This is a genomic window from Desulfovibrio sp. ZJ746 (assembly GCF_011039155.1).
Lineage (GTDB): Bacteria > Desulfobacterota > Desulfovibrionia > Desulfovibrionales > Desulfovibrionaceae > Desulfovibrio.
Genome location: NZ_JAAKEK010000003.1, coordinates 23,159 through 40,509 on the forward strand (window position 1 = coordinate 23,159; position 17,351 = coordinate 40,509).

Consider the following 17,351-nt stretch of genomic DNA (forward strand, 5'->3'; position numbering starts at 1 on the left):
AGCCTAGCCGGTGGGGCCGCCAGCGTCAATGCCGGGCCGGGCGCCCGTGTCTTCCTCGAGCTCCCGCGCCGTCTCAAAGGGCGGCGGCGGCCGCCAGCGCCAGAAGAGCGCCAGCAGGGGCACAAGGCCCGCGAGCTCGGCCGCTTCGCGCGGGAGCATGAGCCCCACGCCCCACCACAGGCCCACGCTGAGTGCGGCGCACGCGCCCATGAGCAGCCACTGTGCGGCTGTCATGGGCCTGGCGGCCCACTGGAAATAGCTCACCGTGAGCACCGCCACCCAGACCTTGGTGATGGTCAGCGAAAGCGCCGCGCCCGTGAGCGGGCTCGCCGGGATGAGGGTGCAGCAGCAGATGAGGTTGACCACAAGCCCGCTCAGGTAGAAGCCGAAGAGCAGCGTGTGCTTGCGCATGCCGATCATGGCATAGGCCGCAAGATTGTGCAGGAAGGCCGTGGCGAGGCAGGGCGTGAGCAATTGCTGCGCGGTCACGGCGCTGGCGTAGTCGGGCCCGTAGATGAAGGGCAGGAAGCGGTCGCTCTCCACGCAGATGAGGAAGATGATGGGCAGCGACGCGGCCCAGAGCGACCGCGCCGTCTGGCCGGCGAGGCGCCTGAAGGCCGCGCGGCTCTCCTGCCAGAGCTTCGCCAGCAGCGGAAAGATGACCTTGCCGAGCAGCGCGCTCGAGACGAGCACCGAGAGGCCCTCCACGGTCTCCCAGGCCACCCCGTAGCCGCCCACGTCCGCATTGCCGCCGTAGTTTTTCAGGAAGATGACGTTGACCTTGTTGTAGAACATGGCGCAGGCCGCCATGCCCGTGAAGATGAGGCCGTGCCGCATCTGGCGGGCGAGGTGCCCCATGCCGGCGAGGCCCACGCCCCGAAGCGGGTTGCGGCCGAGGGCGGCGAGCGAAAAGCCGATGGCGAGCAGGGCCTCCAGCGGCTTGAAAAGCGCGATGGCGAGCGGCGGCGCGCCCACGAGCACGCACAGGATGCCGTAGCCCAGGCCGGCGAGCGCCGAGGGCACGCGGATGCGCATCTCCACATCCTGCCGGCCGCGCGCCTGGCAGAGATTGAAAAAGGAGTCGGCCACGGCGTCGAGCCCGAGGCCCGCGGCGATGGCGAGCACCACGAGCCGGAGCTCGGGGCTGTAGCCCTGCCAGCCGGTGACGAGCCATGTGACCGCAAGCGCCGCCGCGAGCACGGCGAGCTTGAGCCAGCTCACCTCGCCGAGCAGCGCCCGCGGGCGCGCCTCGCGCCGGGCAAAGGTGGAAAGGAGGAAGTCGTTGAGGCCCACGTCGGCCACGGTCTTGACGAGGTAGCCGAAGGTCAGCGCAAGGACGATCTGGCCGAGGATGTCCGGGCTTGCCCGGGCGAGCAGGATGGTGAACGCGGTCCAGGCGAGGTCGCGCGTCCACTGGGCGCCCAGGATGTAGCCGAGGCGCCGCGGTATGCTCTTCAGCTTCATTTGGCGGCCGCTTGCCCGCCTCCGCCAAAGCGCACCACCGCCTTGAAGCCCGGCTTAAGCACAAGGTCGGGGTTGGCCACGGTGAGCTCCACCGTGTAATAGGAGGGGTTTGCCACGTTCATGTCCGTGGAGAGCCAGGAGATCTCGCTCACAAGGCCGGTGAACTTGCGGTCGCCCAGGGAGGGGATCTCCACCTGCGCCTTGTCGCCCACCTTGATGGTGTTCACGTCCGCCTCATAGACCGGCACCTGGATGAGCACCGGGTTGAGCTGCCCCACCTGGATGGGCGCGGAATTGGCGGCCATGAGGTTGCCCGGGTTGAGGTTCGAGGCAAGCGACAGCACATAGCCCTTGATGGGCGAGGTGAGCACGAGGGTCCGGGGCAGCTCCTCCCCTTCCCTGATGGGCTGCCCGAAGTAGCCCGAGAGCTCCTTGAGGCGCGCCGCGAAATTGCTCTCGGTCTTGCGGATGGTGGATTGCAAAAGTGCGATACGGTCGCGCACCGAGGCGACACTGCTTTCCAGCCGCGCCAGCGCCTGCTTGGAGCCCAGGCCCGAGGCCACCAGCTGCCGGGCCTTGTTGCGCTCCGCCGTGACCTGGGCGAGCTGGCGCTCCATGTCCAGCAGCTGGCTCTTGGAGCCCTCGGTGCCGGCGCCGGTGGTCACTTCGCGCTGGAGGATGCGCTCGGCCTCGTCCTGCAGGTGGTAGCGCAGAAGCGGCGAGCCGTCTTCCACGGCGTCGCCGGGCTTCACGAGCACCTCGTCCACCACGGAGTTGAAGGGGACGGGCACGGCGCGCGTGACCGTGGTCACCACCTTGCCCGTGAGGATGATGGCCTCCGCGGCGCGGGCCTCCCCGGCGAGCCAGAGGGAGGCCGCGCACACAAGCGCGGCCAGCGGCCACAGGAGGCCGCGCGGAAGGAGGGTTGCGCGATACATCAGAGGATCTCCTTGGCGGGCGGTCCGAGAAAGCGCTCCTGAAGCACAGTGGCCAGGTACATCCATTCGAGCTGGGCGAGCCTGTGTTCCAGTTCTGACTTGATGTAGGAAATGCGCGCGTTGACGGCCGCTTCCTCACGCTCGACAAGGGCCGGCAGCTCCACGGTGCCCTCGTCAAAGGCGATGCGCGCCTCGGTGAAGCGCATTTCCGCGGTGTCGAGGCGGATCTTCTGCAGCTTGAGGTCAGTTTCGGCAACACTCACGCGCTGCTCGGCCTGAAGCCATTTGTAGGAATACTCGGTGCGCCTGCGCGCCATGTCGTGGAAGGCCTGGGCCTTCTTCATGCGCGCCGTCTGCACGCCGCGGTAGCGCCGCCCCCAGTCGAGCAGCGGGAAGTCGAAGTTCCAGTGGAGGAAGTAGTCTTCCTGGCCGTGGGGCGGCTGGTACTGGCCGGCCGGCGGCGTGTGGTTGACGTAGAACGACATGTTGGGCACATACTGCGCCCAGGCGAGCATGATGTTGTAGTCGCCGAGCTTGAACTGGGCGCGGAGGAGCAGGTCGTCCTCGGTGGTGGTCCAGCGGTCTTCCCACTTGAGGGCGCGGCCGTCGAAGCCTTCCAGGATGGTATTGGCGCTCTCCGCGTCCACGTTGAGGCGCTGCTCCGGCTGCACCCCGGAGATGAGCTTGATGCGCGTACGGTCGATGGTTTCTTCCTGGCTGGACTTTTCCACGTTGAGTTCGCGGGCGCGCTGTTCCTGCCGGGCCACGTCCAGCGCCACGCCCTGGCGCCCCTCCACCGCCTCCACCTGCTGCCAGTAGCCCACAAGGTTGTCGCCCAGGGGCAAAAGGCTCTTTTGGGCCTCGAGGATGCGGCGTTTCGCCTCCAGCCTGAGATAACTCTGGGCAAGCTCGTAAATCACGTCGCCCACGGCCTTGCGGTGCGTGGAAATGGCCACGTTGACCATGCCCTGCTGCACCTTGTTCTCAAAATAGGTGGCCACCGGGTTGGGGAAGGGCGCGTAGAAGTTGGTGCGCATCCTGGTGCGCCCGTAATCGCTCGGCGTGTTGCGCATGTCCATGTTGTAGCGCGTCAGGTTGTTGGACACGGTGAGGGTCATGCGCGGCTCGGGCAGATACTTCCACGCCGCGTTGGTGCGCGCGAGCCGGTTGATTTCCAGTTCCACCGCGCTGTTCACGAGCAGGGGCGACTGCTGGATGGTGAGGAAGACGCAATCCTCAAAGGTGAAGCGCTTGTCGGGGTCGTAGAGATTGGGGACGGCCTCCTCCAGCTTCTGCTTGTTCTCCACGGGCACGCCCGGGGCTTCGTCCAGCCAGTGCCTGGGCGGCAGCTCCGGCGACTTCATGCCCGCCTTGTTGGAGGAACAGGCCACGGCGAACAGCGCGAGGAGGAGAACCAGCAGGAGGGGCGCCGCGCGGCGCGGGCCGGCCGCCGTGGTGCGCCGGCTGCCGGCGGCTGCACGACCTTTGGCACGGGATACAGGAAAAATGTGCTTCATGGACATCCTTGGGGCCGCATGAAGGCGGCCATGGTTCAAGCCCAGCCTGCCTTGGGCGCAGCGGGGGACCCGCTCGCGCACGCTTCAGGCGGTGCCAGCCTGCCGGGGCGTGGCCGGGCGCTCGAACTCCAGATGGTGCACGGTCAGCAGGGTCTCCCCGGCGGGGCCGGACACCTGGGCGTCAAAGCGCACCCGGGCGCCGTCATCCCAGGTGCGGCGCACCTCCAGCGTGCGGGCGCCTTCGGCCGCCCCCGGGCCAGCCCCCGGAAGCCCGAAGCGGATATAGCCCACGCCCTCACAACGCCAGCCCGGAGCCGGGACCGCCGCCTCGGGCGCAGGGGCCGAAGTTTCCGCCTTGAGCACCAGAAGGGCGCCCTGCATGACCGCGGCCGTGAGCTGCAATGCGGAAGCATAGCCCCAATCCGCCTGCGGAGCAATGGGAAAGGCCGCGGCCGTGCCGGGCGCGAGGAGGCCCGTGTGGACGGCGAGCACATCGCCATCCGCCGTGAAGGTGCGCGGCGCAAGCGCCGAGATGAGGCGCCAGTCCGGCCCAAGGCCGAGGCGCGCATAGAGCGCAGGGAGCGGCAGGGGGGCGCCGCCCTCACCGGGGGGAACGGGCAGCGGGGCCAGCGGCGGCGCGGGCCGCGGGCCCGGGGCCAAAAGGGCCATGGCCTCGGCGAAGGGCGCGAAGGTGTCCGTGTGCCGGCCATTGGGCGTGAGCTCGCGGATATCGAGGGCCGTGCGGCACATGCGCGTCATGGCCCCGTCGTGCATGATCCACGGCCGCCCGCGCGCGGTCACGCGGCCCTCGCGGGTGATGCCCGGAGGAAGGGCGGGGGGCGCGAAAAAGCGCACATCGGAAAAGCCCGTCACCGTGAGCCACGGCAGGAGCAGCCGCGCGCCCTGCAAGAGGGCCAGCAGCGCGCGGGAGAAAGGCAGCCACGGCGCGCCCTCCGGGAGATTCCAGCCGCCATGCTGCAGCAGCGCCGGGTCCGAAAAGGCGGAAAACTGGCAGCCGCCCTGAAAAAGGCCGCTTTCCGCCGCAAGCGGGGGCTGCGAGCCCGCCCATGGCTCGGGGTACACGGGCGCGGATATTTCGGGCCTGTCCACAAGGGGCGCGTGCGCCGGGCGAAACCCCTCTTCGGCAACACTCCAGAGGACGGTCTCGCCCTTGCCGCGGAAAAGCTCGGCGGCGCAGCGGTCGCCGAGGGCGTCGCGCCCCAGGGGGCGCCCGTCGTCCAAAAGCGCCAGGACGGGCGCGGCCCCGGCGCCGGCCATGGCCTGTATCCAGCCGGAGAGGGGCGCCCCCGCCCCGCCGGCACGGACGGCCTCCGCCTGTTCCCTCGTGGCGCGAAAGCGGCGCAGGCAGGCGAACCATGGGCGGGCCCCCACATGCCCGGCGCGCCACGCGCCCAGGGCGACGGCGAGATCCGCGTCCGGCGCCGCGTCCTCATCGGCCAAAGCCCCGGCTGCGGGCACGAAAAGAATCCCATCCAGCCGGCCTTTGGCGGCCAGCAGGGCGTCCAGCGCCTCGGCAAGCGCCCCGGAGCTTTTCAGGGCGTCTTCCGCCAGCGGCAGGACGCTGCTCCCGGCCTTTTGGAGCGGCGCGCAGTCCGCCACAAGGCCCTGCGGCACGGCGAGCGTGGCCCCGAACGCGGCCGCGCCGTTCCAAAGCTCCGGCAAAAGCTCCCCGTCCAGCACGCAGAGCACATAGACGCCGGCCGCCTCCACGCCGGGGCCCGAGCCCCCCGGGTCCAGCGGCAGGAGCGGAAGCGGGGCGCCGTCGCCCGCGGGCGGCGCAAGGCGCAGCAGGGGCGCAAAAGTCCCGCGCCGGGGGGGCCTCCGCGCGCTCCCTGCCTGCGGAACGCCCGGCGAGTTTTTGCGGCCCAGCAGGACGCGCACAAGGTCGCCCACGGTGCTTACCTGAAGCAGGTCTTCAAATTCCGCATGCACGCCGAGGCGGCGCTCCGCCTCCTGCAGGAGGAGCGGAAAGCGGCTGGAGCGCAGGGCGAGGTCATAGCGCAAATCCTGCTCCGGCCTGAGCGCGGCCGCGGGCCGGCCGCAGGCCTCGGCCAGAAGCTCCAGCACCTGCCGGGCCTTCTCCGCATCCTCCCCGAAAAAGGGTTCGGCGGGGGCGGCTTGCGGCACCGGCGCTGACGCCGGTTCGGGCGCGGGCCCCGGGGCCGCCCCTGCCTCCGCCGGCCGGAGCCGCGCGCCCACCTGGCGGATGGCGGGGAGGGGGAGATGCCCGAGCGCGTAGAGCCGTGCGCAGGCCTCGCGCATGGCCGTGACCTCGGCGCCCTTGCGGCCCGCGGAAAGGCAGAGCGCGCGGGGCTCGCAGTCGGCCACGAGGCCACAGAGCGTGTCCTGCGGCCCGAGCTCCAGGAATTGCCGGATGCCGTCGCGCCGCCACATGGCGTCCACGCAGTCCGTCCAGGCCACGGTGTTCTCGTCCAAATCGGTGATATAGCGGCAGATGGAGGGCTGGTCGCCGGGATAATAGCCCGCGGTGATGCCGCTCAGCATGGGCACCCTGGCCGCGTGCATCTCGAGCGCCCCGAGCCTGCGCTGCGAGAGGTCGCGCAGGATGCGCATGCCCGGATGGTGGAAGGCGAGGCTCACATTGAGCACCATGGAGGGCACCCGGCGCTTGCGCAAGGCGGCGCGCGCCTCCTTGAGGGCCTCACGCGGGCCGCTCAGGATGAACTGGCGCGGCGTGTTGCGGTTGGAGACATAGAGGTCGGGCCACGCGGCGAGGGTCTCGTCGATGACGGCCGCTTCGGCATGCACGGCCATCATGCCCGTGTCGCGCGTGGACGAAGCCTCGAGCTCGGCCATGTGCTCGGCGCGTGTGTCGAGGATGTACCAGGCTTCGGAAAGGCCGTAGATGCCGGAGAGCGAGAGCGCGATGAGCTCCCCAAGGCTGTGGCCGCAGAAGAGCGCCGGCGAGAGCCCCAGGGAGGCGAACTGGCACCACTGCGCGTATTCGAGGAGGAACAGGTAGGGGATTTGCCGCCGCGTATTGCCGATGGCCTCCATGTCGGTCTCGTCCATGAGGCCAAGGATGTCCCAGTCGGCGAGGGCGGCCACGCGGTCCATGCCTTCGCGCGCGGCGGGAAAGTTGTCGTAGAGCTCGCGGCCCATGCCGGGCCAGAAGGAGCCCAGGCCGCAGCACATGACTGCCAGCGGCTGCGCCGGGGTTTCGGGCGCGAGCCAGATCCCGCGGGAGGCGAGGCCCTTGAGCGCTTCGGCGTCCGGCCCTGGCGGGAGGGCCGCCACCTCCTCGCGCCAGAGCGGCGACAGGCTGCCGAGCCGCCAGAAAGCCCCGTTCTGGGAAAGGCGCGCATAACGCACGCCGTCGAGCGCCACGTCCTGCGCGGCGCCGGGGACGGCGGCCGGGTCACGGGAAGCGTCGGGCGGGCTGGGCTGTTCGTCCCTGGGCATGGGCGGGTCCTGCACAAAATTTTCCTGGCGGTGAAAAATCGCGGCGGAAAATCGTAGGCCGTATCCGGGCGCATGTCCAGCCCGGGCGCGCGGCCGGCGTCCCGGAAAGGCCCGGCACGCGTGCGGCGATGCCGTTCCGGGCACAACGGGCTTGCCTTGCGGGAGTGCTTGCGCTAGACATAAAGCGTCTATCGCCGTGGGTATTTCCCCCCGCGCTCCCCGACAAAAATCGTGCGCGGGGCGCCTCCCGTGCCGCACATAGTCATTTTTAAGGGAAAAGGCATGAAGAACGAGCACTCCGCCGCGCACGCGGCCGGGCAGCAAGACGCCAAGGGCGGCTTCAACCGCATGCGCTCCAAGCTCTCCTTCGAGCGCATGGTGGACCTCGCCGAAAGCATGGGCCTCGAAAATCCGCTCTTCGCCTGCCACGACCAGGCGGCCAAGGCCACCACCCTGATCAACGGCAAGGAATATATCAATTTTTCCACCTATGACTATCTCGACATCAATGCCCATCCCGAAATCACGGCCGCCGTGGCGGAAACCGCGGCGCGCTACGGCACCTCGGCCGGCGCGAGCCGCCTTGTGGGCGGCGAAAGGCCCCCGCACCGCGAGCTCGAGCGCGCCTTCGCCGACCTTTACGACGTTGAGGACGCCATCGTCTATGTGAGCGGCCACGCCACCAATGTGTCCACTCTGGGCTTCATGTTCGGCTCGCGCGACGCCATTTTCCATGACGGCCTCGCGCACAATTCCCTCGTGCAGGGGGCGCGCCTCTCCGGCGCCACCCGCTATTCCTACGAGCACAACGACTGCGACTCCCTCGAGGAGATGCTCAAGGCCCACCGCGCGGAGCACCGCTACGCCGTCATCGTCACCGAGGGCCTGTTCAGCATGGACGGCAACATCCCGGACCTGCCGCGCATCATCGAGCTCAAGAAAAAGTACGACTGCATGCTCCTCGTGGACGAGGCCCACTCCCTCGGCGTGCTCGGCAAGACGGGCCGCGGCGTGCGCGAGTATTTCGGCATCGACCCCACGGACGTGGACATGTGGATGAGCACGCTCTCCAAGTCCATGTGCGGCTGCGGCGGCTTCATCGCCGGCCGCGCCGAGCTCGTGCGCTTCCTTAAATACGGCTCGCCGGGCTTCGTCTTCAGCGTGGGCATGCCGCCGGTCATCGCCACGGCCTGCCACAAGGCGCTCGAGATCATGCTGCGCGAGCCGGAGCGCGTGCACCGCCTCCAGAACATCAGCCAGTATTTCCTGCACTACGCCCAGGGCAAGGGCCTTGATACCGGCGCGGCCCAGGGCTATGCGGTGCTCCCGGTCATCGTGGGCGATTCGCTCGTCTCCGGCTTCCTCTCGCAGGCGCTCTTCAAGCGCGGCATCTATGTTATGCCCATCTCCTTCCCGGCGGTGAAGGAGGGCACGGCGCGCCTTCGCTTCTTTATCTCCGCCTCGCACACCGAGGAGCATGTGCGCGCCGCCGTGGACGCCGTGGCCGAAGAGTTGCCCCGGGCCAAGGCGCTGGTGGCGGAATACCAGGCGGCGCAGGGGGCCGCGAGCTGAAGGCCGGCATGCCCGCCCCAAAGATTCCCCCCGCCAGTGCCACGGCGACCGGCGCTGCCGGCGTCTGCGCCCCGGACGCGGCGCCCGCGCCCCCCCCGGTGGGCGCGCCCGTCATCGCCTACGTCCTCCTCTGGTTCCCCCTTTCCTCCGAGACCTTCATCTTCCGCGAGGTCGTGGAGCTTGGCGAGCTCGGCCTCGATATCCGCGTCTATACCATGTACGGGGCGGCGCTCAAGGGCTGCTCGCGCGAGATGCGCGAATACCCGGGGCCGGTCACGCGCATGGGCGTGGCCGCGTTTTTCCGCATCTTCGGGGCCTTTTTCCGCGCGCTTGGCAAGAGCCCGCGCCTCGTCTGGCGGCTCCTGCGCGAGGGCTTTTTCCGCCGCATGCGCAATGTGGAGGCGCTTGGCGAGAACCTCTGGTGCTTCATGGCCGGCTTCCTGCTCGCCGAGGACTGCGCGCGCGACGGCGTGACGCTCATCCACTCCTCCTGGGCCAACGGGCCGGCCACGGCGGCCTGGGTGGCCTCGCGCCTCACCGGCATCCCCTTCGCCTTCACGGGCCGCGCCGGCGACATCTATCCCGAAGACGGCCTCTTGCGCGAGAAATCGCGCGATGCGCTCTTCGTCCGCACCAACAATGCGGCCAACGTGGCGTGGCTTGCGCGCTTCTGCCCGCCCGACGCCGAGGGCAAGGTGCGCCTTGTCTACAACAGCCTCACCTTCACCGAGCGCGAGCCCGGCGCGCTCCCCATGCAGCCGCCTTACAGGCTGCTCGCCGTGGGGCGCTTCGCCCGCACCAAGGGCTTTCCCGAGCTCATCACCGCGCTCGCCCGGCTTCGGCGCGAGCGCGTGCCCATGCGCCTCACCCTCGTGGGCGACGGCGCGTGGCGCGGGCGCCTCGTGCGCCAGATCCGCCGGCTCGGCCTCGAAAGCTGCGTCGACCTCCCGGGCTTCGTGCCCCATGACGAATTGCGCCGCTACATGCAGACCCACGACATGCTCGTGGTGCCGAGCGTGGTCCACAGCAATGGCGACCGCGACGGCATCCCCAATGTGATCATGGAGGCCCTGTCCATGGGCCTGCCCGTGGTGGCCACCGATGTCTGCGGCATCGCCGAGGTCATCCGCGACGGCGAGACCGGGCTGCTCGTGCCTGAGCGCGACCCCGCGGCGCTGGCCTGCGCCGTGCGCCGCCTGCTGGCCGACCGCGACCGCGCCCGGGCCATGGCGCTCGCCGGCCGCGATTTGGTGGAGGCCATGTTCGACCGCGCCCGCAATATCGCGGCCCTGCGCAATCTCTATGCGGAGGCTTCCGCCCCCGCGACGGAGGGCGCGCCATGACGGCCCGGGCGCCGGCCCCGCGCCCCCCCGTCTCCCCGGAGCCGGGGGCGAAGCGCCCGCTGACGCTCGTCCTGAGCCTCGACGTGGAGGAGGAAGGGCTCTTCGGCGGCCGCTATGCCTGCCGCGCCCCGGGCGTGCGCAACACGGCGGCGCTCATGCGGCTCGCCCCGCTGCTCGGGCGCGGGGTGAGGCCCACCCTGTTCTGCGCGCACAGCGTCCTCACGGACGCGGCCTCCCGCCGGGTGCTCGCCCGCTTGCGCGACGACCACGGCGCGGAGATCGGCGCCCATCTCCACCACTGGAACACGCCCCCGCTCACGCCCGAAGCGGCGGCCGCGCCCGGCGGCATGCTCACGCGGGTGCCGGCGGCGGCCGTGCCGCGGGAGCGCATGGCCGCCAAGCTGGCCACGCTTTTTCAGGCGGCCGAGGTCTTTCAGGGCGCGCCCGTGACTTCCTTCCGCATGGGCCGCTGGGACTTGCACGCGCCGCTCTGGCCACTCCTCGCCGAACTCGGCGTGCGCTGCGACGCCTCGGTCAGGCCGCTCCACCGAGGCAAGGACAGCGTGGCCGGCCCCGACCATTTCGACGCCCCGGCCGATCCCTACTGGGTGGACGCGGGCCGGGCCCGTATCCTCGAGATGCCGCTCACGGTGACGCCGCTCTTCCCCTGGCTGCCCGGGCTCTCGCGGGAGCTGCCCGCGGGGGCCGGCGCGGCCATGCAGGCCGGGCTCAGGCACTGGGGGGCGCTGGCGCTCCTGCCGGTGGAGCATCCGCTTGCGCTCCTCAAGCTCACCACCCTGCTCCACGCCGCACGCGGGGGCCGGGTGCTCTCGCTCACCTGGCATTCGTCCGAGCTCTTCCCCGGCGGCGCCCCGCATGTGCCGGACGAGGCCACGGTCACGCGCTTTCTCGACAAGATGTGCGCCTATGCGGACTGGCTTGCCGAGAGCTTCGACCTGCGCTTCCGCACGCTCGAAGAATTGCGCCGCGACGCCGAAGCCGGGGAACTCCGCGTGGATGAGGCCCCCGCCGACTCCGGCGACTGGACGGCGCCCGCGACGGGCGAAAACCGCGCCGCCGGCACCGCGAGGCCGGCCATGGAACGCGCGGGCGTCCCCTGGGAGCGCCCCGCCGGGGAGGGCCGGCCATGAGCCTTTTCCCGCGCCTCACCAGGCCCGCGCCGGGCTGCGCCTGCGCCGACCCGGGGCTGGCGCCCCTGCCGCCGGGCCTGCCCCATGTGGCCTATGTGCTGCTCTGGTATCCGCTCTTCACGCAGCCCTTTATTTTCCGCGAGGTGGAGGCCCTGCGCGAGCGGCTGCCGCTCACGGTCCACACGCTCTACGGCCGCAATCTCCGCCACTGCTCCGATGAGATGCAGGCCCGGGGCGCCCACGCGCGGCCGGGCGGCATCCGGGCGCTGCCGCGCTACTGCCTCGAACTTCTGCGCCAGCTGTGCACCCATCCCGTGCGGCTCTGGCGCCTGTTCCGCCGCAGTTGCTGGCGCCGCTGGCAGAGCTGGGAAGTGCTGGGCGAAAATCTCTGGGCCTTCCTGGCCGGCCTTTCGCTGGGGCGCGAGTTCCGCGAGGGCGGCATCGACCTTGTGTACGCCCCTTGGCCGCGCGGCGCGGCCACAGCGGCCTGGGTGGCCGCGAGCGTGGCGAATCTTCCCTTTGCCACGGCCGCGCGCGGCGACAATCTCGCCCCGGCCGACCCGGACCTCGCCGACAAGTTCGCGGCCGCGGTGCTCGTGCGGGCCAACAACGCCGCGGACAAGGCCCGCATCGAGGCCTTCGGCGCCGGCGAGGCCGCGGGCAAGACCGCCCTTGTGTACAACGGCCTCACCCTGCCCGCGCCCGGCCCCGAGGTGACGGACGGTTCCGCCCGCTTCCTCCCCGGGCCGCTGCGCCTGCTGGCCGTGGGCCGCTTCGACGTGACCAAGGGCTTTGACGTACTCCTGCGCGCCTGCGCCCTGCTCAAGCAGCGCGGGCTCGACTTCCGCCTCACCCTCGCCGGCGGGGGCGGCAAGGTCATGGGCCTCGGCAACATGGAAGACCAGCTCCGCCGGCTGCGCACCGAGCTCGGCCTCGCGCAGGATGTGGACATGCCGGGCCTCATCTCGCACAACGAGCTCCCGGGCCTGCTCGCCGGGCACGACATCTTTCTCGCGCCCTGCGTGGTGCACGCCTCTGGCCGGCGCGACGGCATCCCCAACACGGTCATCGAGGCCATGGCCTACGGCCTCCCGGTGGTGGGGACCACGGTCAACGCGCTCCCCGAGGTCATCCGCCACGGCGTGACCGGCCTTGCGGTGCCCCCCGACGATGCCGAAGCACTCGCCGACGCGGTGCTGGAGCTCGCGGAGGACCCTGCCCGCGCCCGGGCCATGGGGCGCGCGGGCGCGCGCCTGGCGAAGGAAATGTTCGACGCGGAGGCCAACGCGGACCGGCTGGCGCACCTTTTCCGCACGGCCTGTGAAGACTGGCGGCGGGAGCAGGGGAAGGACGCCGGACGCAAAGGAGCGGACACATGTGCGGTATAGCGGGCATGGTGCGCCTTGACGGCGGCGCCCTTGCGCCGGGCGCGCTCAGGGCGCTCAAGGCCATGACCGACAGCATGATCTCGCGCGGGCCCGACGGCGAGGGCTTCTGGCGCGAGGGCCCGGTGGCGCTCGGGCACCGGCGCCTCTCCATCATCGACCTCGCGGGGGGCAGTCAGCCCATGCGGAGCGCGGACGGCCGCTTCTGCGTGGTGCACAACGGCGAGATTTACAATTTCCGCGAGCTTCGGCGCGAGCTCGAAGCCGGCGGCGCCCGCTTCCGCACCGACTCGGACACCGAAGTGGTGCTCGAGGCCTATGCCGCATGGGGCGAGGAGTGCCTTTCGCGCCTCGAGGGCATGTTCGCCTTTGCCGTGTGGGACGGTCCCAGGCGGCGCCTTTTCTGCGCGCGTGACCGCTTCGGCAAGAAGCCCTTTTTCTCCACCCTCCAGAACGGCGTGTTCTGCTTCGCCTCCGAGCTTTCCGCGCTCTCCCTGCTCGCGCGACCGCTCCCCGCAAACGCGTCCGCGCCGTCTGGCGTGCCCGAAGGGGCCGCGCCCTCGGACTTCCTGCCCTTCCGCTTCCATCTCGACCCCGCGGCGCTCATGCGCTACCTCGCGTATGAATATGTGCCCACGCCCGGCACCATGTATAGCGAGGTCAAAAGCCTCGAGCCCGCGCATTATTGTATGGTGGAGACGGGAAAGGACGCGGAGCCCGCGCCCGTGCGCTACTGGGACCTGCCCATGCCCGCGGGCCGGCAGCCCGCTGACGAGGCGGAGCTCTGCCTTGAGCTCGAACGGCTCATGGCGCAGGCCGTGCGCCGGCGCCTCGTGAGCGACGTGCCGCTGGGGGTCTTTCTGTCGGGCGGCATCGACTCCTCCATCGTGGCCGGGCTCATGGCGCGCGAGTCGTCCACGCCGGTGATGAGCTTTTCCATCGGCTTTACCGAGGCGAGCTACGACGAGTCGCGCTATGCGCGCATCGCGGCCACGGCCTTCGGCACCGAGCATCATGAGCGCATCCTCTCGGCCGAAGAATGCGCCGACGAGCTGCCCGGCATCGTGAGCCGCATGGACGTGCCCATGGCCGACGCCTCCTGCGCGCCCACCTGGCTGCTCTCGGGCGTGGCGCGCGAGCGCGTCACCGTGGCCCTCGGCGGGGACGGCGCGGACGAGCTCTGGGCCGGCTACGAGCACTACATCGGCTACCGCATCGCGCAAAAGTACAATGCCCTCCCGGCATGGCTCAGGCGCGGGGTCATCGAGCCCATCGTGCGGCATTTGCCCGAATCCTCGGGCTATATCAATCCGCGCCTCGCCTGCGAGACCTTCCTGCGCGGCGCGGCCGCGCCGGACTGGCTGCGCGTGCAGACCATGCTCACGGCGCTCGGGCCGGACATGCAGCGCGAGGTGCTGGCGCCGGCGTGGCTCGCGGCCCACGGCGGCGAGGCGGCGCTGGCGCCAGAGGCGCTGTTCGCGCCCACCCGCGCCCAGTACGGGCACTGGCTGCCCAAGGGCGCTGCGGCGCCGCTCTCCCGCGCCTTCCATGTGTATGTGCGCCAGTTCATGCTCGACGACATCCTCGTCAAGGTGGACCGCTGCTCCATGCTGCACTCGCTGGAGGTGCGCGCGCCCTTCCTCGACCGCGAAGTGGCCGAATTCGCCGCCAGGCTCCCCGTGAGCCTGCGCCTCCACGGGTTCAAGCGCAAGTACCTGCTCAAGAAGGCCTTTGCCGGGCTGTTGCCGCCGGAGATATTGCACCGCAACAAGCGCGGCTTCCAGATCCCGGTGGCGGAATGGCTCAGGGGCAAGCTCAGGCCGCTCATGGACGAGCTGCTCGGCGAGCGGGCCTTGAAAGAACAGGGCCTGTTCGACCCGGCGGCGGTGCGCCGCCTCGTGGAGGCCCACTGCGCCGGGCGGGCCGACCTGCGCAAGCCCCTGTGGACGCTCATGGTGCTTGAGCTCTGGCTTAGGGCCAACCCGGCGGAGTTCTGAGGCTCCCGTCTTCCGCCGTCGCGCCTTGCCACGGGCCGGCCTGTGCCTATATTCCCCGAAGCGGCCCGGCGCCGCAGTCCATCCACCCCCGCAAGGAGGCTCGCATGACCAGCCAGCTCAAGACCATGTTCCTGCTGGCCCTGCTTTCCGGCATCATCATCGTCCTCGGCGGCCTGCTCGGCGGCCGGAGCGGCGTCATCCTCGCCTTCGGGCTCGCCATCGTGATGAATGTCGGCAGTTACTGGTATTCGGACAAGATCGTGCTCTCCATGTACCACGCGCGGGAATTGACGCCCGAGGAGGCGCCCTATTTGCACGACATCGTGGGCGAGCTCGCCCGCAACGCGGGCGTTCCGAAGCCCCGCGTCTGCGTCATCCCCGAGGAGGCGCCCAACGCCTTCGCCACCGGGCGCGACCCCGCGCATGCCGTCATCGCCGTCACCGAGGGCATTTTGCGCCTCCTCTCCCCCACGGAGCTGCGCGGCGTGGTGGCCCACGAAATGGGCCATGTGGTCAACCGCGACATCCTCATCCAGACCGTGGCCGGGGTCATGGCCTCGGCCATCGTGACGCTGGCCAATATCTTCCAGTTCACGGCCCTCTTCGGCGGCCACCGCGACGGCGAGGGCGGCGGCAACCCCATCGGCGCGCTGGTGCTGGCCCTGCTGGCTCCCATGGCGGCCGGCCTCATCCAGATGGCCATCTCGCGCTCGCGCGAATTCCTCGCGGACGAGACCGGCGCCCGGCTCTGCGGGCAGCCCCTGGCGCTGGCCGGCGCGCTCTACAAGCTCGGCCAGGCGAGCGGCAGCATCCCCATGCGCTCCGGCAACCCGAGCACGGCCGAGATGTTCGTCGTGGCGCCGCTCTTCGGGCGCGACGGCGGCGTGGCCAAGCTCTTCAGCACCCACCCGCCGCTTGAGGAACGCATCGAGCGCCTGCGCGTCATGGCCGAGCATGGCTAGGCCGCTGCGCTGCGCCAAACTGGCCGCGCCGCTTGCGCTTGCCCTCGCGCTCGCGGGCTGCGGCGGGGGCCGTCAGGAGCCGCCCCTCCAAGCCCCGGTTCCCCCGGAGGACTGCGCCGCGCTCTACGTCGTGGCGCCGGGCAACTATATCGTCGACCTCGCCGGGGGCGCGGCCGTGGTGCTGGACCCCTCGGTGCGGGAATTTCCGCTCTTTTGCGCGCCCGAAACCGCCGCAAGGGCCCTTCAGGCCGGGCAGGATGCCGGGCGCCTCCCGGCTGGCGACTGGCGCGTCTACCGCCTTGAAGGCGGCTTCGCGGAGCTCGTGCAGCCGGCCGAGGCCGGCGGCCCCAGCCCCTATGCGCTGGCCCGGCGGGCGCGCCTCGCCGACTGGGTGAGCGCCGACGGAAGCGAGGAGGGAAGATGACAGCCAACGCACTGCCCCTGCTGGAACGCCTCAACGCCGCGCCCCTGCTCAGGCCCTGGGGCCTGCCGCGCTCCGTGCGGGAGGCCTGCTGCATCGTCTGCCACGAGCATCTCGGGTTCGTGGCGCAGTTCTGCGCCGCGTATCCCAAGCTGGACATCCCGCTCATCGTGGTGCCCGACCTTCCCGAGGGCGCGCCGCGCCGGCTCACGCTGCCCGGCCCCAGGGCGCGGGAGATACCGCTGCGCGGGGTGGAGCGCCTCGGCACCACGCCCCAGTGGCCGAAAGTCTTTCTCGTGCCCGACCCGGTGATGCTGGCCGCGGTGTGCCGCCTCATGGCCGCCTATGGCGGGGGCATGCTCTATCTGGAAGGCTTCCGCGAGCCGCCCTTCGGGCTGCGCAAGCCCCTGCCGGACTTTTTCGCCCGCCACGCGGCGCGGCTCGAGCAGGTGTGCGGCATGCTCGCCGACGAGGCGAGCCGCACCACCTACGCCGCGCGCGTCAAGGCCATCCTCACCGGCGACGCGGGTTACCTGCCCGTCACCACGCACGCCGAATACGAGCATCCGCGCATCCGCCCCAAGGCGGGCGACATCATGATCGACGGCGGCGTGTCGGACATGGTGGGCGCGCAGGTGGCCTTTGCCGAGGCCGTTGGCCCCGAAGGGCGAATCCACGGCTTCGAGCCCATCCCCTGGATGGCGGAAAAGGCGGCCGGGGCGCTGGCGAAATGGCCGTGGTATACGCTGCACACGGCGGGCCTTGCGGAAAAGCGGGGGCAGGCGGCCTTCGCCTCGTTGCGCGACTCCTCGCATATCTGCGCGGATCAAGGGGCGGATCAAGGGGGCGCCGGCGAAGGCACGGTACGTTGCGAGCTTGTGAGCATCGACGAGGTGGTGCGAGAGGAGGGGCTTTCGCGCGTGGACTGCATCAAGCTGGACGTGGAGGGCGCGGAACTCGACGCCCTGCGCGGCGCCGAAGAGACCATCCGCCGTTTTCGGCCGAGGCTCATCATCTGCCTCTACCACAAGCCGGAAGACCTCGTGGCCCTGCCGCTTTTCGTGAAAAGCCTGGTGCCGGACTACCGCCTCGAGGTGGCGCACGCCTCCTGCGGCTTCACGGACACCATCCTTTATGCGGAGGCCCCGGGGGCCTGA

The 17,351-nt window shown here is 70.5% G+C and carries 12 protein-coding genes; 8 read left to right on the forward strand and 4 right to left on the reverse strand.

All coding sequences use genetic code 11. From position 1 onward, the window contains the following. Nucleotides 1–3: 3 nt before the first annotated feature. The 4 genes from G7Y54_RS06145 to G7Y54_RS06160 form a co-directional block, all read right to left on the reverse strand. Nucleotides 4–1,464: an oligosaccharide flippase family protein gene (locus G7Y54_RS06145; protein WP_165078418.1), complete on the reverse strand. Its 1,461-nt coding sequence runs from the start codon at nt 1,462–1,464 to the stop codon at nt 4–6. Further along, nucleotides 1,461–2,402: an efflux RND transporter periplasmic adaptor subunit gene (locus G7Y54_RS06150; protein ID WP_165078419.1), complete on the reverse strand. Its 942-nt coding sequence runs from the start codon at nt 2,400–2,402 to the stop codon at nt 1,461–1,463. Before G7Y54_RS06150 ends, G7Y54_RS06145 begins: the two co-directional genes overlap by 4 nt. After that, the gene (locus G7Y54_RS06155) at nt 2,402–3,919 is read right to left on the reverse strand and encodes a TolC family protein (RefSeq protein WP_165078420.1); all 1,518 of its coding nucleotides are present in this window, start codon (nt 3,917–3,919) and stop codon (nt 2,402–2,404) included. The genes G7Y54_RS06150 and G7Y54_RS06155 overlap by 1 nt, the downstream gene beginning before the upstream one ends. An 84-nt stretch (nt 3,920–4,003) precedes the next feature. Continuing rightward, nucleotides 4,004–7,363, reverse strand: a complete 3,360-nt coding sequence (locus G7Y54_RS06160; RefSeq protein ID WP_165078421.1) for an acyltransferase domain-containing protein — start codon at nt 7,361–7,363, stop codon at nt 4,004–4,006. A 282-nt stretch (nt 7,364–7,645) separates the two neighbouring features. Here G7Y54_RS06160 and G7Y54_RS06165 point away from each other — a divergent pair, with 282 nt between their 5' ends. The 8 genes from G7Y54_RS06165 (at nt 7,646) to G7Y54_RS06200 (ending at nt 17,351) form a co-directional block, all read left to right on the forward strand. After that, a complete protein-coding gene (locus tag G7Y54_RS06165) occupies nt 7,646–8,935 on the forward strand; it encodes an aminotransferase class I/II-fold pyridoxal phosphate-dependent enzyme (RefSeq protein ID WP_165078422.1) in 1,290 nt (429 codons plus the stop codon). An 8-nt stretch (nt 8,936–8,943) separates the two neighbouring features. Then, entirely contained in the window at nt 8,944–10,278 is a 1,335-nt protein-coding gene (locus G7Y54_RS06170) for a glycosyltransferase family 4 protein (protein WP_165078423.1), read from the forward strand. After that, nucleotides 10,275–11,429 (forward strand): glycosyl transferase family 1, encoded by a 1,155-nt coding sequence (locus G7Y54_RS06175; RefSeq protein WP_206214917.1) that lies wholly within the window; start codon nt 10,275–10,277, stop codon nt 11,427–11,429. Before G7Y54_RS06170 ends, G7Y54_RS06175 begins: the two co-directional genes overlap by 4 nt. Continuing rightward, nucleotides 11,426–12,817 carry a glycosyltransferase family 4 protein gene (locus tag G7Y54_RS06180; RefSeq protein ID WP_165078424.1) on the forward strand — a complete coding sequence of 464 codons (1,392 nt, stop codon included), beginning with the start codon at nt 11,426–11,428 and terminating at the stop codon, nt 12,815–12,817. The genes G7Y54_RS06175 and G7Y54_RS06180 overlap by 4 nt, the downstream gene beginning before the upstream one ends. Next, nucleotides 12,805–14,811 (forward strand): asparagine synthase (glutamine-hydrolyzing), encoded by a 2,007-nt coding sequence (gene asnB, locus G7Y54_RS06185; protein WP_165078425.1) that lies wholly within the window; start codon nt 12,805–12,807, stop codon nt 14,809–14,811. Before G7Y54_RS06180 ends, asnB begins: the two co-directional genes overlap by 13 nt. Nucleotides 14,812–14,915: 104 nt before the next feature. Continuing rightward, entirely contained in the window at nt 14,916–15,773 is an 858-nt protein-coding gene (locus G7Y54_RS06190) for a zinc metalloprotease HtpX (protein WP_165078426.1), read from the forward strand. Continuing rightward, on the forward strand, nt 15,766–16,197 hold the full coding sequence (locus G7Y54_RS06195; protein WP_165078427.1) for a DVU_2496 family lipoprotein: 432 nt from the start codon (nt 15,766–15,768) through the stop codon (nt 16,195–16,197). Before G7Y54_RS06190 ends, G7Y54_RS06195 begins: the two co-directional genes overlap by 8 nt. After that, on the forward strand, nt 16,194–17,351 hold the full coding sequence (locus G7Y54_RS06200) for an FkbM family methyltransferase (RefSeq protein ID WP_165078428.1): 1,158 nt from the start codon (nt 16,194–16,196) through the stop codon (nt 17,349–17,351). Before G7Y54_RS06195 ends, G7Y54_RS06200 begins: the two co-directional genes overlap by 4 nt.